Annotated in this window: 17 protein-coding genes; 3 read left to right on the forward strand and 14 right to left on the reverse strand. The window is 70.8% G+C overall.

All coding sequences use genetic code 11. The annotated features are described in order from the left end of the window. Positions 1-327: 327 nt before the first annotated feature. Entirely contained in the window at positions 328-648 is a 321-nt protein-coding gene (locus ACFYP3_RS11105; RefSeq protein WP_388830136.1) for a hypothetical protein, read from the reverse strand. A 457-nt stretch (positions 649-1105) separates the two neighbouring features. Here ACFYP3_RS11105 and ACFYP3_RS11110 point away from each other — a divergent pair, with 457 nt between their 5' ends. Beyond that, positions 1106-1639: a universal stress protein gene (locus ACFYP3_RS11110; RefSeq protein ID WP_030718175.1), complete on the forward strand. Its 534-nt coding sequence runs from the start codon at positions 1106-1108 to the stop codon at positions 1637-1639. A 98-nt stretch (positions 1640-1737) separates the two neighbouring features. Further along, on the forward strand, positions 1738-2304 hold the full coding sequence (locus ACFYP3_RS11115; RefSeq protein WP_388830139.1) for an acetate uptake transporter: 567 nt from the start codon (positions 1738-1740) through the stop codon (positions 2302-2304). An 87-nt stretch (positions 2305-2391) separates the two neighbouring features. Here the strand turns inward: ACFYP3_RS11115 and glmS are convergent, their stop codons facing one another. The 3 genes from glmS to ACFYP3_RS11130 form a co-directional block, all read right to left on the reverse strand. Continuing rightward, a complete protein-coding gene (gene glmS / locus ACFYP3_RS11120) occupies positions 2392-4209 on the reverse strand; it encodes a glutamine--fructose-6-phosphate transaminase (isomerizing) (protein WP_388830142.1) in 1818 nt (605 codons plus the stop codon). 65 nt (positions 4210-4274) lie between these two features. Further along, positions 4275-4550 carry a hypothetical protein gene (locus ACFYP3_RS11125; RefSeq protein WP_030008735.1) on the reverse strand — a complete coding sequence of 92 codons (276 nt, stop codon included), beginning with the start codon at positions 4548-4550 and terminating at the stop codon, positions 4275-4277. Between the two features lie 96 nt (positions 4551-4646). After that, a complete protein-coding gene (locus ACFYP3_RS11130; RefSeq protein WP_388830145.1) occupies positions 4647-5531 on the reverse strand; it encodes a DUF4429 domain-containing protein in 885 nt (294 codons plus the stop codon). A 51-nt stretch (positions 5532-5582) separates the two neighbouring features. Here ACFYP3_RS11130 and ACFYP3_RS11135 point away from each other — a divergent pair, with 51 nt between their 5' ends. Next, a complete protein-coding gene (locus tag ACFYP3_RS11135; RefSeq protein WP_388830148.1) occupies positions 5583-7181 on the forward strand; it encodes a beta-N-acetylhexosaminidase in 1599 nt (532 codons plus the stop codon). A gap of 302 nt (positions 7182-7483) precedes the next feature. On the opposite strand, the gene ACFYP3_RS11140 is transcribed toward ACFYP3_RS11135, so the two are convergent. From ACFYP3_RS11140 to ACFYP3_RS11185, 10 genes are all read right to left on the reverse strand, one after another. Next, on the reverse strand, positions 7484-9265 hold the full coding sequence (locus ACFYP3_RS11140) for an IucA/IucC family protein (RefSeq protein ID WP_388830151.1): 1782 nt from the start codon (positions 9263-9265) through the stop codon (positions 7484-7486). Beyond that, positions 9262-9849, reverse strand: coding sequence for a GNAT family N-acetyltransferase (locus tag ACFYP3_RS11145; RefSeq protein WP_388830154.1), 588 nt, complete (start codon positions 9847-9849; stop codon positions 9262-9264). Before ACFYP3_RS11145 ends, ACFYP3_RS11140 begins: the two co-directional genes overlap by 4 nt. Further along, positions 9846-11147, reverse strand: a complete 1302-nt coding sequence (locus ACFYP3_RS11150; RefSeq protein ID WP_388830157.1) for a lysine N(6)-hydroxylase/L-ornithine N(5)-oxygenase family protein — start codon at positions 11145-11147, stop codon at positions 9846-9848. The genes ACFYP3_RS11145 and ACFYP3_RS11150 overlap by 4 nt, the downstream gene beginning before the upstream one ends. Beyond that, positions 11131-12621, reverse strand: a complete 1491-nt coding sequence (locus tag ACFYP3_RS11155) for a pyridoxal phosphate-dependent decarboxylase family protein (protein ID WP_388830160.1) — start codon at positions 12619-12621, stop codon at positions 11131-11133. The genes ACFYP3_RS11150 and ACFYP3_RS11155 overlap by 17 nt, the downstream gene beginning before the upstream one ends. Before the next feature lie 146 nt (positions 12622-12767). Then, the gene (locus ACFYP3_RS11160; protein WP_388830163.1) at positions 12768-13673 is read right to left on the reverse strand and encodes a siderophore-interacting protein; all 906 of its coding nucleotides are present in this window, start codon (positions 13671-13673) and stop codon (positions 12768-12770) included. Positions 13674-13745: 72 nt separating this feature from the next. Then, a complete protein-coding gene (locus tag ACFYP3_RS11165; RefSeq protein WP_388830166.1) occupies positions 13746-14783 on the reverse strand; it encodes an ABC transporter substrate-binding protein in 1038 nt (345 codons plus the stop codon). Positions 14784-14926: 143 nt separating this feature from the next. Next, positions 14927-16087 carry an acyl-CoA dehydrogenase family protein gene (locus ACFYP3_RS11170; RefSeq protein WP_388830169.1) on the reverse strand — a complete coding sequence of 387 codons (1161 nt, stop codon included), beginning with the start codon at positions 16085-16087 and terminating at the stop codon, positions 14927-14929. 7 nt (positions 16088-16094) lie between these two features. Beyond that, the gene (locus tag ACFYP3_RS11175) at positions 16095-17030 is read right to left on the reverse strand and encodes a hydroxymethylglutaryl-CoA lyase (RefSeq protein ID WP_388830172.1); all 936 of its coding nucleotides are present in this window, start codon (positions 17028-17030) and stop codon (positions 16095-16097) included. Then, positions 17027-19060: an acetyl/propionyl/methylcrotonyl-CoA carboxylase subunit alpha gene (locus ACFYP3_RS11180; protein ID WP_388830175.1), complete on the reverse strand. Its 2034-nt coding sequence runs from the start codon at positions 19058-19060 to the stop codon at positions 17027-17029. The genes ACFYP3_RS11175 and ACFYP3_RS11180 overlap by 4 nt, the downstream gene beginning before the upstream one ends. A gap of 16 nt (positions 19061-19076) precedes the next feature. Beyond that, a complete protein-coding gene (locus tag ACFYP3_RS11185) occupies positions 19077-20693 on the reverse strand; it encodes a carboxyl transferase domain-containing protein (RefSeq protein ID WP_388830178.1) in 1617 nt (538 codons plus the stop codon). Positions 20694-20723 lie beyond the last annotated feature (30 nt).

Here is a 20723-nt window from a genome sequence, read left to right on the forward strand (position 1 = left end):
GCACGTTTCCCCTCGGCCTTGCACGTGGATCCCCCGCCGTAAATACATGATCGAATCTACTGCGTCCCGTGGTGTCGGCGTGACAAGTTCAGCACGCAGCGCTATGTCGACTTCTCAACTTGGCGAAAAGCATTCGATCAGTAAGCGTTCCGCTCCGCTACCCGAATGGGAAGTCCACCGCTCGCCTGTGGCCAGTACCCGTAGGGCCTCTACGCCCCTCGGGCTCTGTAGTCGCTGGTGGTGAGGGGGTTGGGGGGACATTCCGGCAAGGGGGGCACCCTGCCGGGAAGTTGGCTGAAAACGTGCGTGTGTGGGTGTGCGAATGAGTCAGTCCTGCGGGGACCCGGCTCCGGAGCCGTGGCAGCCGTGGCGGTTCCCGGCCCCGCCGCGCGAGTGCCGGCGGCGCCGGGACGGCGGCGGCCGCTCCTCCGCCAGGACCCGCGCGGCGGCCCGCTCCGCCTTCTCCGAGTGGCGCAGCAGGACCCGGCAGGCGGCCGTCACGGCCAGCAGGCCGAGGGTGGTGACGGCCGCCCCGCCGAAGGAGGTTCCGTAGACGACGAGGACGACGGGGACGAGCAGGCAGCTGAAGGCGGCCCAGCGCACCACGTCACCCGCGGGGTCGTCCTGGGCGCGGGTGGCGGAGTGCACGGACGGGTGAAGGGACGAATGGCGTCCCGGGCGCGGCGACGGGGCGGACCGCGGGCCCGGGTCGGCGGGCTGGAGGGACCGGACGGACTGCGTCGGCTGAGCTGGCTGGACGGGGTGAACCGGATGACCGGGCACGGCGTGCTCCCTGCGGGCTCTTACCTGAGGTCGGACTCGTGTCCAACGCCGCGCGGCGCGGCTCGGTCACTGCGCGCACGGGTGGCGCCGCCCCCCTCTCGTCACTGGCTGTAGGGGACAGTGGTCATTGCCAAGGAGCGCTCGCTCCGGCATGCTCCCTGGGACGCTCTCCAAGGGCGGCAAGCCCTGTGCAGGACAGGAGTGTCGCCGTACCCTGGTGGGTATGGGCTTGGGAAGATGCTTCCCGGACAGAGCTCCGTCACACTGCGTCGCCGATTTCGCCCCTGTTGCTTCCTCCAAGGACCTCTTCGCCGAGACACCCATGGCCGGTCACGAATTCTCCGAACCCGCGGACCGCAAGCGCAAACGCCTCGCCGATCCCGCGTCGGCCGCCGATCTGCGCGCGGTGGAACAGACACGCATGCCCTGCGATCCGGCCTTCCGGCACGGAGTCGTTGTGGGATTCGACGGCTCCACGTCCAGTGAGCGTGCCCTCGCGTACGCGATCGGCATGGCACGGCGCTCCGGATCGGGTCTGATCATCGTCCACGTCGCCAACCGGCTGCCCACCACCGTGTGGGCGGGGTGCGAGCCGCCCGTCTTCGTGGACGTGCCGGACCACCGCACCGAGGTGCTGGGGCTGGAACTCGCCTGTGCGGACTATCTGGCGGAAGTGCCGTGGATCCTGGTCGAGCGGGGTGGTGACATCTGCCATGAGCTGGAGGAGGTCGGCCGGGAGTATTCGGCCGACGCCATCGTGGTGGGCTCGACGCACGGGATCGTGGGCCGGATCTTCGGCTCGGTGGCCGGCCGGCTGGCCAAGCGCGCACAGCGACCCGTTGTTGTCATTCCGTGACCCTCTGTTAAGCCGATTGTGCGGTTGTGCACCCGTGTAAAGGGTAGATAAATGCTGCTGGGACGCAGCAAACAACTGCAGATCGAAGGGAGCCCGCCGTGGACAATGGTGTCTCTGCGGGAAGCACGGCCTCGACTTCGACCCTCGGGCACCTCGCCCTGGGTCTCACCCTTCTCGCGTTCGGTATCGGCCACACCGGTGTCATCCACGGCGTGTCCGCTGCCAACTCCGTGTCGCTCGCGATGTACGTCGGCGGCGCGGCCCTGTTCCTCCTCGGACTCCTGGAGTACCGCGGCGGCGACGGGTTCAACGGCACCGCCTTCGCGGGCCTCGGCATCTTCTGGTTCACCTGGGCCAAGGGCGCGGGGGCCTCGGTCTCCGACGAAGCCGCCGGGACGTTTCTCGTCCTGTTCGCGATGCTCGCGCTGACCCTCACGGTCGCCGCCGCGAGCGGTCTGTTCAGCCAGGGCGTCTACGGCCTGCTGACCCTGTCGCTCGTCCTGCTGGCGATAGGTTCCTTCATGGACAGCGGCGGGCTCGCCAAGGCGGGCGGCTGGGTCGCCGCCGTGTCCGGGCTGCTGGCCTGGTACGGGGCCACCGCGGCCCTGGCGCACTGGCCGATGGCCGTCGGCAGGTCCCGGCGCGGCGCGGTCGCCGCGAGCTGAGGACCCCGGGATCCACCGGGATCCGAAAGGATCGACCCCCGTGCGCACCGCGCACGGGGGTCGACTCTTATGACGGGGGGCCGTCGGCTACTCGACGGTGACCGACTTCGCCAGGTTGCGCGGCTTGTCGATGTCCCGGCCCATGGCGAGGGCCGTGTGGTACGCCAGCAGCTGGAGCGGGATGCCCATCAGGATCGGGTCCAGCTCGTCCTCGTTCTTCGGGACCACGATGGTGTGGTCCGCCTTCTCCTGCTCACGGTGGGCGACCGCCAGGATCCGGCCGCTGCGGGCCTTGATCTCCTCCAGCGCCGCGCGGTTCTTCTCCAGCAGGTCGTCGTCCGGAACGATCGCGACCGTCGGCAGCGAGGGCTCGATCAGGGCGAGGGGGCCGTGCTTGAGCTCGGAGGCCGGGTAGGCCTCGGCGTGGATGTAGGAGATCTCCTTCAGCTTGAGGGAGGCCTCCAGGGCCACCGGGTAGCCGCGCACCCGGCCGATGAACATCATCGACTTGGCCTCGGCGAACTCGGCCGCGAGCTTCTTGATGTCCGCTTCGCCGTCGAGGATCTCCTGGATCTGCGCGGGCAGCTTGCGCAGGCCCTCGATGATCCGCTTGCCGTCGGTGACCGACAGGTCCCGGATGCGGCCCAGGTGAACGGCGAGCAGCGCGAAGGCCACGACCGTGTTGGTGAAGCACTTGGTGGAGACGACGCAGACCTCGGGGCCGGCGTGCACGTACACGCCGCCGTCGGCCTCGCGGGCGATCGCGGAGCCGACCACGTTGACCACGCCGAGGACGCGGGCGCCCTTGCGCTTGAGCTCCTGCACGGCCGCGAGCACGTCGTACGTCTCGCCCGACTGGGAGACCGCGATGTAGAGGGTGTCGGGGTCCACGACCGGGTTGCGGTAGCGGAACTCGGATGCCGGCTCGGCGTCCGCGGGGATGCGGGCCATGCCCTCGATGAGGCCGGCGCCGATGAGGCCCGCGTGGTACGAGGTGCCGCAGCCGAGGATCTTGACCCGGCGGATGCCGCGCGCCTCGCGCGGGTCCAGGTTCAGGCCGCCGAGGTGCACGGTGTTGAAGCGGTCGTCGATCCGGCCGCGCAGCACGCGGTCGACCGCGTCGGGCTGCTCGGAGATCTCCTTGTGCATGTACGTGTCGTGGCCGCCCATGTCGTAGGAGGCGGCCTCCCACTCCACGGTCTCCGGGGTGGCGGTGGTGGTGGCACCGCTGGTGGTGTAGGTCCGGAAGTCGTCGGCCTTCAGGGTGGCCATCTCGCCGTCGTCGAGGGTGACGACCTGGCGGGTGTGCGCGACCAGCGCGGCGACGTCCGAGGCGACGAACATCTCCTTCTCGCCGATGCCGAGGACGACCGGGGAGCCGTTGCGGGCGACGACGATGCGGTCGGCGAAGTCGGCGTGCATGACGGCGATGCCGTAGGTGCCCTCGATCGCCTTGACGGCCTCGCGGACCTTGTCCTCCAGGGACTCGGCCTCGGAGCGGGCGATCAGGTGGACGATCACCTCGGTGTCGGTCTCCGACACGAAGACGACGCCCTCGGCCTCCAGCTTGGCGCGCAGCTCGGAGGCGTTGTCGACGATGCCGTTGTGGACGACGGCGACCTTGTTCTCGGCGTCCAGGTGCGGGTGCGAGTTGATGTCGCTCGGGGCGCCGTGCGTGGCCCAGCGGGTGTGGGCGATGCCGGTGGTGCCGGCGAAGCGCTTGGGGACGCGGGACTCCAGCTCGCGGACACGACCCTTGGCCTTGACCACCTTCAGGGTGGACGCCTTCGGGCTGTTCACGACGATGCCCGCCGAGTCGTAGCCGCGGTACTCCAGCCGCTGCAGGCCCTCCAGCAGCAGCGGTGCCACGTCACGCTTGCCGATGTAACCGACGATTCCGCACATACGGTTTTGCCCCTCCTGAAGTTCGGTTCGTGTACCCGCCCGCAGCCGCGTCCGCGGCCGCCGGCTCAGCCGTAGACGATGCGGCGCAGCTGTCGGAGCGAGAGCTCCGGAGGCGCCACGGCGCGGTGCGGCAGCTCGGCCGCGATCCGCTCGAAGATCTCCGCGTTGACCGCTCCGCCGGACTGCAGTTCCCGGTGGCGGCGGCGGACGAACTCCTCGGTCGTCTCGTCGAAGTAGGCGAGCACGTCGAGTACCACCCGGGCGGCTTCACCGCGCTGCAGCGCGGTGCTGCGCACCAGGTGGTCGACGAGGTCGTCATGCGACGGGCGGCGATCGAGCACTCGTAGATATTGGCGGCTAACGGCGACGAACGCAAAGATCCTGCCCGAATCCGGGCAGGATCCCCCTGGTCTGGACCAGTGAATGGGTGACTCCGGTTAGAAGCGCCGCAAAACCGCCTGTTTCGCCGCAGCGAACTCCTCGGCCGTCAGCACCCCGGCCTGGTGCAGATCGCCCAGCTCGCGCAGCCGCCGCAACAGGGCGTCGTGGTCCTCGGCGGGAGCGGCCTCCGAGGAGAGCTCCGCGGGGGCGGTGACCGCGTCCGCCGGACCCTCCTGCGGCGCCGCCGGATGGGGCATCCGTACCGCCACGGCCGCCGCGACCAGCGCCATCAGCGGGTCCTTCTTGAAACCGAAGAGCTCCACGGTGTGCGGGTCGTACTTGGGGGCCGGGGCCGGCGGGGCGCCCGTCAGGGTGAAGCGCAGCCAGCCGTTCTCCAGCCCCTTCGACGGGGACCACTCCACCGTGCGCAGGTCGGCGATCCGGAATTCCCGCGGCCCCGCCGAGCGCTTGGCCTCTTCCGTCGTCCAGTTCCAGTCCAGGACCACCCGGTCGCCGTCGAAGGCCGCCGTCCCGTCGCCGGCGCCCACCGCGATCGGCACGGCCGGACCCGGCAGCAGGTAGGTGTCCACCGGACCGGTGTCCACCTGGTCCAGCAGCAGTGCGTTGCGCACCTCGTCCACGAAGTACTCCGCGACCCCGCTGCGGTCGGACTCCACGGTCAGCCGGTACGGGTCGGAGGCCTCCGGCAGGCGTCCGCCCGTCACCTGGAGCAGGGGGTCCGCGCCGTCACGCAGCCGCAACCGCAGCCGGCCCGCCTTCCGGCTCGGCTCGTACGAGATCCCCGCCAGCGCGCGCAGCGGTACGACCACCTCGCCGAGGGTCTGCCGCAACAGTGCCACCCCCTTGTCGCGGCCCGGCACGATGCGCACCGCGTCCCCGTCGAAGCTCCAAGTGCCGTCCTTCTGGATGATTTCCGCCATCCGGCGATTCTCCCACCGTCACGGACGGGCCAGTTGGCCTATACCTGGGCCATGAGAGTCCTGCGACTGCGACGCACGCTCGGCGCCCTGCTGGCCCTCGGCCTCGTGGGCGGTGCCGTCTCCTGCACCGCCGCCCACGGGGACGACGCCAGACCCGGCGACGACCCGCCCGCGGCCCTCACCCCCTTCGAGCGGCTGCTGCCCGCGCCGGTCTCCGCGCGCGCGGAAGAGCCCGGGTACTCCTTCGGGGCGGGGACGGTCATCCGTACCGGCCGGGGCGCGGACGAGGAGGTCCGCCGGGTGGGCGAGCTCCTCGCGGAGCAGCTGCGCGGCCCGAGCGGGCTGCCGCTGCCGGTGGTCGACGGGGCGCGGGGGGACGGGATCCGGCTCACGATCGACGAGGAGGCCGAAGGCTTGGGCGACGAGGGGTACCGGCTGGAGTCCGGCCCCGACGGGGTCACCCTCACCGCACGGACCCCGGCCGGCCTCTTCCGCGCGGGGCAGACGCTGCGCCAGCTGGTGCCGGTGGCCGGGCCCGGGACGGTCCCGGGCGGGACGGTCACCGACCGGCCGCGCTTCGCGTACCGGGGGGCGATGGTCGACATCGCGCGGCACTTCTTCTCGGTGGAGCAGGTCAAGCGGTACGTCGACCAGCTCGCCCAGTACAAGGTCAACACGCTGCACCTGCACCTGACCGACGACCAGGGCTGGCGGCTCGCGGTCGACTCCTGGCCGCGGCTGGCGGAGTACGGCGGCGGCAGCGAGGTCGGCGGCGGGCCCGGCGGGCACTGGACGAAGGACGAGTACCGGGAACTGGTGGCCTACGCCGGCGAGCGGTACGTGGACGTGGTCCCGGAGATCGACATGCCCGGGCACGTGAACGCGGCGCTCGCCTCCTACCCGGAGCTGAACTGCGACGGCAAGGCCCCGGACCGGTACACCGGGACCAAGGTGGGCTTCAGCTCCCTGTGCGTGGCCAGGGAGCGGACGTACGAGTTCATCGACGAGGTGCTCGGCGAGCTCGCCGCGCTGACCCCCGGACGCTACCTGCACATCGGCGGCGACGAGGCGCACGTGACGCCGGCGGCGGACTACGCGGCCTTCATGGACCGGGCGCAGGCGGTGGTGGGCCGGTACGGGAAGACGGTGATGGCCTGGCACCAGCTGGCGACGGCGCGGCCGGCGCAGGGGGCCGTGCTCCAGTACTGGGGCCACGACAAGACCCCGGCCGCGGACCGGGCGGCCGTGGTGGCGGCGGCGCAGGCGGGCCACCCGCTGGTGCTCTCACCGGCGGACCGGGTGTATCTGGACATGAAGTACGAGGCGACGACGAAGCCGGGGCTGGCGTGGGCCGGGTACGTACCGGTGAAGCGGTCGTACTCCTGGAACCCGGGGGCCTACCTGGCCGGGGTCCCGGAGTCCGCCGTCCTGGGGGTGGAGGCCCCGCTGTGGACGGAGAACGTCGCGACGCGCGCGGACTGGGAGCTGATGGCGTTCCCGCGGGTCCTGGGCCTGGCCGAGCTCGGCTGGTCCCCGGCGGGCTCGCTGGACTGGACCTCCTACAGCCGCCGGCTGGCGGCCCAGCAGCCGCGCCTCGACGCGCAGGGCATCGGCTTCTACCGGGCCCCGGACGTGCCGTGGGCGAGGTAACCGGAGGACGTTTCCGGAAATCGAATCCACGACTCCCGCCGGCGGCTCCCGGCCCGCCCCCTCAGAACTCCTGCTGATCGGCGTCGGGCGGGAGGAGGCAGGGAGTGCTGACGGACAGGGTCAGCGTGTCCTCGGTCACGTCGCCGACGGAGACGTACTGCTTGTCCTTCGGATGCTCCGCCTGGACCAGACAGGCTCCGCGCTCCTCCGCGTGCGAACGGGAGCGCCAGTTCGTTCGGATCGTGGGACGCGGAAGGGGCGGGCGGGCCGAGGGACCGTAGTCGGCACGCCCGCCCCGTGGGTCACCGCCGGGCGAAGGCCGCGACGGGGTTCTTGAGGGTGCCGATCAGCTGGAGTGCGGCGGACGGGTCGGAGAGGTCGACCATCTGCTTGTTGTTGCGCAGCTGGAGGCGGTTCAGGCAGGACAGCTGGAACTCCTCCGCGAAGAGGTCGTACCTCGCGAAGCGCTCCGCGAGCTGCGGCATCGACTCCTGGTAGGCGTGGCCGCAGTCGGCGACCGCCTTCCAGAAGGTGTCCTCCTCGCAGATGCCCTCCGACACCAGGATCGAGCCGAGGAAGCGGAAGAAGCAGTCGAAGACGTCGGTGAAGACCGACAGCAGCTTCATGTCCTCCGGGATGTCCGCCCGGACCCGCTCGACCGCGGGCGGAAGGACCGCGTCCGGGTCCATGACGACGATCTCCTCGGCGATGTCCTTGAAGATCGCCCGCTTCACGACGCCGCCCTCGATGACGAGGATGGTGTTCTCGCCGTGCGGCATGTACGCGAGGTCGTACTGGTAGAAGCAGTGCAGCAGCGGGACCAGGTACGCCTTGAGGTACGAGCGCAGCCATTCCTCGGGGGTCAGGCCCGACTCCGCGATCAGGGCGCCGACGAAGGACTTGCCCTCGGCGTCCACGTGCAGCAGTGAGGCCATGGTGGCGAGCCGCTCGTCGCCCTTGAGGGAGGCGACCGGGGACTCGCGCCACAGCGCGGCCAGCATCTTGCGGTACGGCGAGTAGCGGTCGGTGGCCCGCTCGTACTGGCGGTGGTGGTAGCCGATCGCCGCGCGCTCGCGGATGATCGAGAAGTCCACCGACTGCAGGACCTCGTCGCCCTCGATCAGCTGGTGCAGCCAGTCGTTGATCGCCGGCGTGGCCTCCATGTAGGCGGCCGACAGGCCCCGCATGAAGCCCATGTTGAGCACCGAGATCGCCGTCTTGACGTAGTGCTTCTCGGGGGCGCTCGTGTTGAAGAACGTACGGATCGACTGCTGGGCCAGGTACGCGTCCGAGCCCTCGCCGAGCAGCACCAGGCGACGGTTGGCGATCTCGGCGGCGAAGGTGACCGTGGTCTTGTTCCACCACTGCCACGGGTGGACCGGCAGCAGGTGGTAGTCGGCCGGGTCCAGGCCGAGGGCCGTCAGCCGCGCCGCGAACCCGGCGACGGTCTCCTCGCCCAGCTCGGCGCGGACGAACGAGTCGTGGTCCAGGCCCGCGCCCGCCGTGAAGGTGGAGACGTCCTTGTGCGCCGCCACCCACACCAGGTGGACCGGGCTCGCGGTCTCCGGGGCGTACGAGAGGTACTCGTGCACGCCGAAGCCGAGGCGGCCGTTGTTCGCCACGAAACAGGGGTGGCCCTCGGTCATGCCCGTCTCGATGTCCTGGAAGGAGGACTTCGCGAGGACGTCGGAGGAGACCTGCGGCTTCGTGTACTTGAAGGCCGTGCCGGCCAGGGTGGAGGAGATCTCCTCCAGGTAGACGGGCAGGACCTCCGGGCTCAGGCCCAGCGCCTCGCGCAGCTCGATGTGGAAGTCGATCGCGTCCAGCGGGAGCTCGGCGCCGTCCTGTAGGCGGGTGACCGAGGTCTCGTCCACCGCCCAGTGGTCGAGGGCGTGCAGGACGGCCTTGAACCGGTACTCCACCGTGGAGTCGTCGCTCAGGACCGCGTACCAGGAGTCGCCCAGCGGCTCGGGCGTCAGGAGGCGTTCGTGGGAGAACTCCGCGAGGGCCTTGCGGACCAGCGCGCGGTTGGCGCGGGCCCACAGCTCCGGGGAGAGGTGGGAGACGGCGTCGGCCAGGCTCATATCGACGCTCCCCGGGTGATGCCGGTGGCGGCCTCGAACCGGGCGCGGGTGCAGAAGCTGAGGAGGGCTTCCTTCTCCGGCTTGCGGATCTCGCGCTCGGGGACGAAACCGACCACGGCGTTGAGGGCGTGCACCGCCGTGTTGCGGACGTCGGGTTCGACGACGACGCGCTGCGTCTCCTCGTCGGCGAAGAGGGCGGCCATCACCGTGGTGATCACGGCGCGGGTGAAGCCGCTGAGGGGCTGGTCGCTCGGCGCGACGAGGAAGTGCATGCCGACGTCGCCGGGCCGGGCGTCGTACAGGCCGACCAGTTCCAGCTCGCTCGGGTCGTAGCTCTCCATCAGGAAGGCCGGGCGGCCCTCGTGGAGGCCGATGAAGGCGTGGTGGTGCTCGTGCGCGGCGATCCGCATGTACTCGCGCTCGACGTCCGGCAGCGAGGCGTCCTGCATCATCCAGAACGAGGCCTTGGGGTGCGTGACCCACCCGTGCAGGAGCTCCGCGTCGGCGAAGGGGTCCAGCGGGCGGAGGGCGAAGGTCCCGAGGGCCGCGTCCGTCCGGCTGAAGAGGGTTTCGGTGGTGCTCATGCGTGCGTGCCTTCCGGTGCTGCGAACTGCTGGAACGCGATGGACTTCTCGACCTTGTAGTACGCGCGTCCGAGGAGCTCGCCCACGATGTAGGCGTTGCGGTACGCGGCCATGCCGAGGTCGGGCGAGGTCAGGGAGTGGTTGTGGGTGGTGCCGTTCTGCAGGTACACCCCGCGGCCCGTGGTGTCGACGCTGTAGTTGCGGCCGGCGTCGAGGCGGCCGTGGCCGTCGAAGTTCAGCCGCTCGCGCACCGGGGCGAGGAACTCGGGCACCCGGTACTTGTAGCCGGTGGCCAGGACCAGACCCTCGGAGGCGAGGGTGAAGTCCCGCTCCTGCTCCTCCTGGCGCAGCCCCAGGGTGTAGGTGCCCGTGGTGGTGTCGTACGCCGCGCTGTTCAGGGAGGTGTTGGTCAGCAGGGTGGTCGGCACCTGCCCCGGCATGGTGATCCGCTTCTGGTAGAGCAGGTCGAAGATGGCGTTGATCAGGTCGCCGTCGATGCCCTTGAAGAGGTTCTTCTGCTGGGTCTCCAGCCGGTAGCGGGTGTCCTCGGGGAGGGCGTGGAAGTAGTCCACGTACTCGGGGGAGGTCATCTCCAGCGTCAGCTTGGTGTACTCCAGCGGGAAGAACCTCGGGGAGCGGGTCACCCAGTTGAGCTGGTAGCCGTACGTGTCGATCTCGGCGAGCAGGTCGTAGTAGATCTCGGCCGCGCTCTGGCCGGAGCCGATCAGGGTGATGGACTTCTTCTTCTGCAGCTCCGCCTTGTTCCGCATGTAGGCGGAGTTGTGCAGGAAGTCGCCGCCGAGGCCGGCGCAGGCCTCCGGGACGAAGGGCGGGGTGCCGGTGCCCAGGACCAGGCGGCGGGCCCGGTGGGTGTCGCCCCGGTCCGTGTGGACCTCGTAGAGACCGGCCTGCTCGTCGTAGGTGACCTCGGTGACGGAGGTGGAGTACAGGACGTTGTCGAGGCGGTCGGCGGCCCAGCGGCAGTAGTCGTTGTACTCGGCGCGCAGCGGGTAGAAGTTCTCCCGGATGTAGAACGAGTACAGCCGGTCCTGGTCCTTCAGGTAGTTCAGGAAGGAGAAGGGCGAGGTCGGGTCGGCGAGGGTGACCAGGTCCGACATGAACGGCGTCTGCAGGTGCGCGCCGTCCAGGAACATCCCCGCGTGCCACTCGAAGTGCGGCTTCGACTCGATGAACAGGCCGTTCAGCTCGTCGATCGGCGCGGTGAGGCAGGCGAGTCCCAGGTTGAAGGGGCCGAGGCCGATACCGATGAAGTCGTGGGGCTCAGTGGTGGACGGCAAGGGATTCTCCCAGGAACTGCTCGGCGTGCGCGGCGAGGAGGTCGAGGACGGCAGCGATGTCGGCCGTCGTGGTCTGCGGGTTGAGGAGGGTGAACTTCAGGTACTGCTTCCCGTCCACCTTCGTCCCCGCGACGACGGCCTCGCCGGAGGCGAAGAGTGCCTTGCGGGCATGGAGCTGGGCCTCGTCGAGGAGGTCGGCGGGGACCTCCCGGCCGGGCAGGAAGCGGAAGACGAGGGTGGAGATCTGCGGCTTGACGACGACCTCGAAGCGCGGGTCGGCGTCGATGAGGTCCCAGCCGGCGGCGGCCAGGTCGACGACCTCGTCGAAGAGCGAGCCGACGCCGTCGGCGCCCATCACGCGCAGGGTCATCCAGAGCTTGAGCGCGTCGAAGCGGCGCGTGGTCTGGATGGACTTGTCGACCTGGTTGGGGATGCGCTCCTCGGCCATGCGACGCGGGTTGAGGTAGTCCGCGTGGTACGTGGCGTGCTTGAGGGTGTCGCGGTCGCGGACCAGCATCGCGCTGGAACTGACCGGCTGGAAGAACGACTTGTGGTAGTCGACCGTGACCGAGTCGGCGTGCTCGATGCCGTCGAGGAGGTGCCGGCGGGTGGGGGAGACCAGCAGTCCGCAGCCGTACGCGGCGTCCACGTGCATCCACGCGGAGTGCTCGGCGGTCAGGCGGGCGATCTCGGGGAGCGGGTCGATGGACCCGAAGTCGGTGGTGCCGGCGGTGGCGACGACGGCCATCGGGAAGAGGCCTTCGGCGGCGCACTCCTCCAGCTCCAGGGCGAGCACCGCGGTGTCCATCCGGCGGTTGCGGTCGACGGGGACCGAGATGACGGCCTCGTAGCCGAGGCCGAGCATGGCGGCCGACTTCTGCACGCTGAAGTGGCTGGCCTCGGAGGTGAAGATGCGCAGCTTGGGCAGGAGTTCGGCCTTGGTGGGCACGGCGCCCTCCTCCAGGGCCCGCTTCATGACGATCCGGCAGGCCTCGTCGCGGGCGAGGAGCAGCGCGTGGAAGTTGGACTGGCTGCCGCCGGAGGTGAAGATGCCGTCCGCGGCGGGGCCGAGGCCGATGCGCCGGGCGGTCCAGTCGATGAGGCGGCGCTCGATCAGCGTGCCGCCGATGGACTGGTCCCAGGTGTCGAGGGAGGAGTTGACGGCCGAGAGGACCGCCTCGCCGAGCACCGCGGGGATCACGACGGGGCAGTTGAGGTGCCCGAGGTAGCGCGGGTGGTGGAAGTACACCGCGTCGCGCAGGTAGACGTCCTCCAGCTCGTCCAGGACGGCGGCCGCGTCCGCGAGCGGCTTGTCCAGGTCGATCCCGTTGATGACCGGGGCGAGTTCGTCGACGGATATACCGGTGTGGGGCCGTTCCGTGGTCGCGAGTTTGGCGGCGACGCGGTCGACGCCCTCGGTGACGGAACGCCGGTAGAGGTCCGCGGTCGTCTCGTTCAGCAGATGCGAGCGCATCAACTTTCCTCCGGGCAGGGGGAGAAGGGGAGGGTGGGTTGTGTGATGTTTAGGTTAGCCTAACCTAAGCTAATAAGCCAAACGAGAGGGGCCCTGACTGGAAGTCAGGGCCCCTCTTCAACGGCCTTGCGAAATACGCAAGTTGACTAAAGTTCGGACGCCGGGTCCTCGCTCGGAGCCTCGCCGGCGTACGCCTCGGCGAGGAGCTGCTCCTCGCTCGCGCCGAGCCGCCAGTAACCGGTGAAACGCACCGCCCGTCGGTCGACGGATCGTTCCTGCACGAAGTGGCGGCGCACCGCGCGAACGGTGCCGGCCTCGCCCGCCAGCCAGACGTACGGGACCTCGGCGGCGAGCGGCTCCGCCGCGCGCAGCACGCTCAGGACCTGCTCGGTGCGCTCCCGGCCGTGGCCCTCGCGCACGATCCAGGTGATGTCCGCGTCGGCGAGCGTGTCGAGCGCGATCCGGTCGTCCTCGTGCGGGACCTCGAACCAGGCCCGCACCCGCGTCCCGGCGGCCAGCCGGTCCAGGATCGCGGCCGCGGCCGGCAGGGCGGTCTCGTCCGCGTACATCCAGATTGCGTCGGTGGCGGCCGGCGGCCGGAAGCGCACGGACTTGTTCTCCGCGACGGCCGGGCCGATGGCCAGGATCCGGCGGCCGGTGACCGCGCGCCCGGCCCAGCGGGAGGCCGGCGACGCGTCGCCGTGCAGGACGAAGTCGATGTCGATCTCGACCGCTCCCCCGGACGTACGGCGCTGCTCGCGCACCGTGTAGGAGCGCATCACCGGCCGCTCCTCGTCCGGCATCCCGCGCCAGGCGGCGAACCAGGTGTCCTCGTCCGTGGACGGGAGCACGGTGTGCTCCTGGTCGGACGGCGGCAGGAAGAGCGACAGGCTCTGGTCGAAGCCGCCCGAGCGGAAGTCCGCGAGGGACTCCCCGCCGAACGTGACCCGCAGGAACGAGTGGCCGAGGCGGCGCGTGCGGACCACTTCGAGCGCGAAGAACCTGAAGTGGGCGACGGCCGGAGCGGTGTCGTCGGACGCGGTGACGGTCATGCGGAGGATCCCCCTGGAAGTCGGAACGGCCTACGGGCGCCCGGGGTCACCGGGCGCCGCGGGTGGAGCGGGTCAGCTGACCTTCTTGGCGTTCTGGATGGACTTCGCGAGGTCCTCGAGGATCTGGGCGCACTTGGCGTACGAGTAGATCGGCTCGGTGACGCGCGGGGTGATCTGGCCGGCCTTCACCGCGGGGAGCTCGGCCCAGGTGGCCTTCGCCTTCAGCTCCTCCGGCTGGAGGGTGCCGGTGCGGTTGTCGAGCAGGACGACGTCGGCCTTGTACTTGCCGGCGTTCTCCCAGCTGAGGCTCTCGAAGAAGCCGCCCTCGTCCAGCTTCTCCGGGGTGACGAACTCGACGCCGAGCTGCTTGAAGTACTTCAGGTCGGCCGAGGTGTCCGGGGTGGAGACGTAGAACAGGTCGGCGGAGCCGGAGCCCACGAGCACCTTGACGCCCGGGTTGGCCTTGGTGGCCTCGCGCACCTTCGCGGCGGCGGCCTCGAAGCGGGCCTTCGCGTCGACGGCGGTCTTGGCGTTCATGTCGGCGCCCAGGGACTTGGCGAGGTCCGCGGTGCGCTCCAGCGCCTTGTCGAGGGTGGCGTCGCCGCCCACGGAGATCGCGGCGGCCGGGGCCAGCTTCAGGATCTTGTCCTTGGAGGCCTCCGGGACGTACCAGTACGTGCCGTCCCAGGTGTTGGTGACGAGCAGCTCGGGCTGGAGGGCCGCGTACTTCTCGACGTTGAACTCGTCGTAGACGTTGCCGAGGATCTCGACCTTGGAGATGTCCATCGAGCCGGCCTGGACGTCGGGCTTGCCGTCGGCGGTCTTGGTCGGGCCGAAGACGCCCTTGACCGAGACGCCGTAGTCGTACAGCGCGGCCGCGGTGCCGGTGAACGCGACGATGTTCTTCGGCTTCGACTTGGTGCTGACCTCCTTGCCGAGGTCGTCCTTGAAGGTCCAGGGGCCGGAGGCCGCAGCGCCGTTGTCCTTGCCGCCGTCGCCCTTCGCCGAGTCGGTGCCACCGCACGCGGCGAGCGCCGCGACCAGGCCGAGGGCGCCGCCTGCCGCGATGAATCCGCGGCGGGTGAAGGAGGAGGTACGGGACTTGGGCATGTCGATGTCCGTTTTCGTGCGTATCCGGGCGGCCACTGAGCCGTTCGTGAGGAAGGTTAGCCTAACCTTGGCCGAAAACGGTAAGGGGGCCCTAAGTTTTTTGGGGCCCCCTCGTTCCGCCCGTACCCGGACGCGCTCTGCGCCTAGGCGGAGAAGCCCAGTTCACGGGCGATCAGCATGCGCTGCACCTCGCTGGTGCCCTCGCCGATCTCCAGGATCTTGGAATCCCGCCACATGCGGGCCACCGGGTACTCGTTCATGAACCCGTAGCCTCCGTGGATCTGGGTCGCCTCACGGGCGTTGTCGACGGCCACCGTCGAGGAGTACAGCTTCGCGATCGCCGCCTCCTTCTTGAAGGGCTCGCCGGCCACCAGCCGGGAGGCCGCGTCGCGCCAGCCGATGCGGGCCATGTGGGCGCGCATCTCCATGTCGGCCAGCTTGAACTGGATGGCCTGGTTGTCGCCGATCGCCTTGCCGAAGGCGTGCCGCTCCTTGGCGTACTTCACCGACTCGTCCACACAGCCCTGCGCGAGCCCCGTCGCGAGCGCCGAGATGGCGATCCGGCCCTCGTCGAGGATCCGCAGGAACTGGGCGTAGCCCCGGCCCTCCGCGCCCACCAGGTTGGCCAGGGGCACCCGTACGTCGTCGAAGGACAGCTCACGGGTGTCCGAGGAGTTCCAGCCCACCTTGGAGTAGGGCGCGGCCACCGTGAAGCCCGGGGTGCCGGACGGGACGATGATCGAGGAGATCTCCGGGCGGCCGTCCGCCTTGCGGCCCGTCACGGCGGTGACCGTGACCAGACCGGTGATGTCCGTACCGGAGTTGGTGATGAAGCACTTCGAGCCGTTGATGACCCACTCGTCGCCGTCCTTGACGGCCGTGGTGCGGGTGCCACCGGCGTCGGAGCCCGCGCCGGGCTCGGTCAGGCCGAAGGCGCCGAGGATCTCGCCGGAGCACATCCGCGGCAGCCACTCCCGCTTCTGCTCCTCCGAGCCGAAGAGGTAGAGGGGCATGGCGCCCAGGGAGACGCCGGCCTCCAGGGTGATGGCCACCGAGGAGTCGACGCGGGCCAGCTCCTCCAGGGCGATGCCCAGGGCGAGGTAGTCCCCGCCCATGCCGCCGTACTCCTCCGGGAAGGGCAGGCCGAACAGGCCCATGCGGCCCATCTCGGCGACGATCTCGTAGGGGAACTCGTGCCGCTCGTAGAGGTCGCCGATCTTCGGGGCGACGACGTCGTGCGCGAACGCCTCGACGGTGCGGCGGAGTTCCTCGTGCTCGGGGGTGAGCCGGTGGTCGAGGGACATGGTGTGACTACTCCTTGTGGGAGAGGGCGCGGACGGTACGTGAGGGGCTGGGACGCCCCAGCTGTTCGGCCATCCACACGCTCGTGGCGGTGAGGGCGGCCAGATCGACCCCGGTCTCGATGCCGAGGCCGTCGAGCATCCACACCAGGTCCTCGGTCGCGAGATTGCCGGTGGCGCTCTTCGCGTACGGGCATCCGCCGAGGCCGCCGGCGGAGGCGTCGACGGTGGTCACGCCGTGCTGGAGCGCGGCGAGGGTGTTGGAGAGGGCTTGGCCGTAGGTGTCGTGGAAGTGCACGCCGATGCGGTCGGTGCCGACGCCCGCCTCGTTCAGGCCGCCGAGCAGCTCCCGGACGTGGCCGGGAGTGGCGACGCCGATGGTGTCGCCGAGGCTCAGCTCGTCGCAGCCGAGGTCGAGCAGGGACTTCGCGACCCGTACGACCTGGTGGACCGGGACGGGGCCCTCCCAGGGGTCGCCGAAGCACATCGAGAGGTAGCCGCGAACGTGCGCCCCGTCCTGCTTGGCACGGGCCACGACGGGCTCGAACATCGCGAGGGACTCGGCCACGGTCCGGTTGAGGTTGCGGGAGGCGAAGGTCTCGGTGGCCGAACCGAAGACGGCGATGCGGGTGGCCCCGAGGGCGAGCGCGCGGTCCAGGCCGCGCTCGTTGGGGACGAGGACGGGCAGGGCCACCCCGTCGAGGTCCGCGAGCCGCGGGAACAGCTCCTCGGCGTCGGCCAGCTGCGGAACCCACTTGGGGTGCACGAAGCTGGTGGCCTCGACGGTGGTGAGTCCGGCGGCGGCCAGCCGGTGGATGAACTCCGCCTTGACCTCGGTGGGTACGGCGCTCTTCTCGTTCTGGAGCCCGTCGCGCGCGCCGACCTCGTGGATCCGGACCCGGGCCGGGAGGCCGGCGGCCGGAACGGTCATGGGCAGGCGGTTCATTCGCCCTCCTCGTCCGGGGTGACGACGGCCAGGACCTGGTCCATCGCCACCGTGGTGCCGGGGGACACGTCGAGCTCGGTGACGGTGCCGGCGTGCGGGGCGGAGATGACGTGCTCCATCTTCATGGCCTCGACGACGAGCAGGCTCTGCCCGGCCGTCACCCGGTCGCCGACGGCCACCTTGACGACGGTGACCGTGCCGGGCATCGGGGCGGCGAGGGTGTCCGCCCCCGCGCTCGCCGCGCCGTGGGCGGACACCGGGTCGTGGCGCTGGACGTGCCAGCTGTCTCCGTCGCGGCCGAGCCAGACCCCCTCCGGGGAGGCGGCGTGGCTGAACCGGTGCGTGACGCCGTCGAGTTCGACCGTGACGAGGTCGGCGGTGCGGGCCACGATCCGAGCGCGCGCCGGGGCGCCGGGGCTCTGCCCCGGATCCCGCTCCTCCCTCTCCGACGGGGCCGAAAGGGCGAGCTCGTGGTCGGCGCCCAGGCTGCGGGTGCGGACCTCCACCGGGTCCTGGCCGGGAAGGCGGAAGTGGTGGACCGTCCAGGCGGGGGAGCCGCCCAGGCGCCAGCCGTCGGCGGCGTCGAACGGGTCGACCCATCCCTCCTGCCGTGGCTTCGCCAGGGGCTGCGCCAGCAGGGCCGCCGTGGCGTACACCTCGTCCGGGACCCCCTCCGGCAGGAGGGACGGGAGGTCACGCTCCACCAGCCCGGTGTCGAGGTCGCCCGACACCACATCGGGGTGCGCCAGCAGCCTCCGCAGGAAACCGGCGTTGGTCTGGACACCCAGGATCACGGTGTCCGCCAGAGCCCCCCGCAGCAGGCGCAGCGCACTGGCGCGGTCGGGCCCGTACGCGATGACCTTCGACAGCATCGGGTCGTACGTCGACCCCACCGGCACGCCCGCCGTCAGCCCGGAGTCCGTGCGCACGGCCCCGCCGTCCGGCTCGGAGAGGGCCAGCACCGTACCGCCCGACGGCAGGAACCCGCGCGCCGGGTCCTCCGCGCAGACGCGGGCCTCGATCGCGTGCCCGGTCAGCGTCACCCCGGACTGGTCGAAGCCCAGCGGGGCGCCGGCCGCCACCCGGATCTGCTGCTCGACCAGGTCCAGCCCGGTGATCAGCTCCGTCACCGGGTGCTCGACCTGGAGGCGGGTGTTCATCTCCATGAAGTAGTAGGAGGAGGGGTCGCCGCCGGGGACGATGAACTCCACCGTGCCCGCGCCGACGTACCCGCAGGAGCGGGCCGCGTCGACCGCCGCCGCGCCCATCGCCGCACGCGTCTTCTCGTCGAGCAGGACCGACGGCGCCTCCTCGATCACCTTCTGGTGCCGGCGCTGGAGCGAGCACTCGCGCTCGCCGAGGTGCACCACGTTCCCGTGGGCGTCCGCCAGCACCTGGATCTCGATGTGCCGCGGCCGGTCGATCCACCGCTCCACCAGCAGGGTGTCGTCGCCGAAGGAGGACTTCGCCTCGCGGCGGGCCGCCGCGATCTCCTCGGCCAGCACCGCCTCGTCGCGGACCAGCCGCATGCCCTTGCCGCCGCCGCCCGCAGAGGGCTTGAGCAGCACCGGCATGCCGATCTCCATGGAGGCGGCGACCAGTTCGGCGTCGGTCAGTCCGCTGCCCGAGGAGCCGGGGACCACGGGCACGCCCGCCGCCTTCACCGTCTCCTTGGCCCGGATCTTGTCGCCCATGAGGGAGATGGCGGAGGCGGGCGGCCCGATGAAGGCCAGCCCGGCGTCCGCGCAGGCCTGGGCGAAGGCGGCGTTCTCCGCGAGGAAGCCGTAGCCCGGGTGGACGGCCTCGGCGCCCGTCCGCTTCGCGGCATCCAGCAGCCGCTCCACCGACAGGTAGCTCTCGGCGGCCGCCGCCGGGCCGATCCGGACGGCCGTGTCGGCCTCCCGTACGTGCCGGGCGTCCGCGTCGGCGTCGCTGAAGACGGCCACGGAGCGGATGCCGAGCTCCCGCAGGGTGCGGATGACCCGGACCGCGATCTCGCCGCGGTTCGCGACAAGGACAGTGCTGAACATCAGTGAGGTCCTCACGTCACATACGGAAGATGCCGAAAGCGGAGTCGCCCAGCGGGGCGTTCGCGCACGCGGTCAGGGCCAGTCCCAGCACCTGCCGGGTCTCCATCGGGTCGATGACCCCGTCGTCCCACAGCCGCGCCGTGGCGTAGTAGGCGTTGCCCTGCTCCTCGTACTGCGCGCGGACCGGGGCCTTGAAGGCCTCCTCGTCCTCGCCCGACCACTCCTGGCCCGCGCCCTCGATCTGGTCGCGCTTGACGGTGGCGAGGACCGAGGCCGCCTGCTCGCCGCCCATCACGGAGATCTTGGCGTTGGGCCACATCCACAGGAACCGCGGCGAGTACGCCCGCCCGCACATCGAGTAGTTGCCCGCGCCGTACGAGCCGCCGACGACCACCGTCAGCTTCGGCACCCGGGTGCAGGCCACGGCCGTCACCATCTTGGCGCCGTGCTTGGCGATGCCGCCCGCCTCGTAGTCCTTGCCGACCATGAAGCCCGAGATGTTCTGGAGGAAGAGGAGCGGGATGCCGCGCTGGTCGCACAGCTCGATGAAGTGCGCGCCCTTCTGGGCGGATTCGGCGAACAGGATGCCGTTGTTGGCGATGATCCCGACCGGGTGTCCGTGGATCCGGGCGAAGCCGGTGACCAGGGTCTGGCCGAACTCGGACTTGAACTCCTGGAAGCGGGACCCGTCCACGATCCGCGCGATGATCTCGCGGGCGTCGTACGGGGTGCGCGAGTCGACGGGCACCGCGCCGTACAGGCCGTACGGGTCCACCTTGGGCTCCTCCGGAGCCTCGACCGCCCAGGGCAGGGCCCCGCGCTCCGGGAGGGTCGCCACGATGTTCCGTACGATCCGCAGCGCGTGCGCGTCGTCCTCCGCGAGGTGGTCGGTCACGCCGGAGACGCGGGAGTGCACCTCGCCGCCGCCGAGCTCCTCGGCCGTGACCACCTCACCGGTGGCGGCCTTCACCAGCGGCGGGCCGCCGAGGAAGATCGTGCCCTGGTTGCGGACGATGACGGCCTCGTCGCTCATGGCCGGGACGTACGCGCCGCCCGCCGTGCAGGAGCCGAGGACGGCCGCGATCTGCGGGATGCCGGCGCCCGACATGCGCGCCTGGTTGTAGAAGATGCGGCCGAAGTGCTCCCGGTCGGGGAAGACCTCGTCCTGCATGGGGAGGAAGGCGCCGCCCGAGTCGACCAGGTAGAGGCAGGGGAGACGGTTCTCCAGGGCCACCTCCTGGGCGCGGAGGTGCTTCTTGACGGTCATCGGGTAGTACGTGCCGCCCTTGACGGTGGCGTCGTTCGCGACGATCACGCACTCGCGACCGCTGACCCGGCCGATGCCCGCGATGACCCCGGCGGCGGGGGCGGCGCCCCCGTACATGCCCTCGGCGGCCAGCGGGGCCAGCTCCAGGAAGGGCGATCCGGGGTCGAGGAGCGTGTCCACGCGGTCGCGGGGGAGGAGCTTCCCGCGGGCGGTGTGGCGGGCGCGGGCCTTCTCGCCGCCGCCGAGCCGGGCCGCGTCGAGCCGGGCGCGCAGCCCCTCGGTCAGCTCGTGGTGGGCGGCCTCGTTGGTCCGCCAGGCCTCGGACGCCGGGTCCGCGGCGCTCGTCAGCACTGGTGCCTGCTGCATCGGTCGAGCTCCCTTGCTCGGTGCACGCTG

The organism is Streptomyces sp. NPDC005533 (genome assembly GCF_042871845.1).
GTDB lineage: Bacteria > Actinomycetota > Actinomycetes > Streptomycetales > Streptomycetaceae > Streptomyces.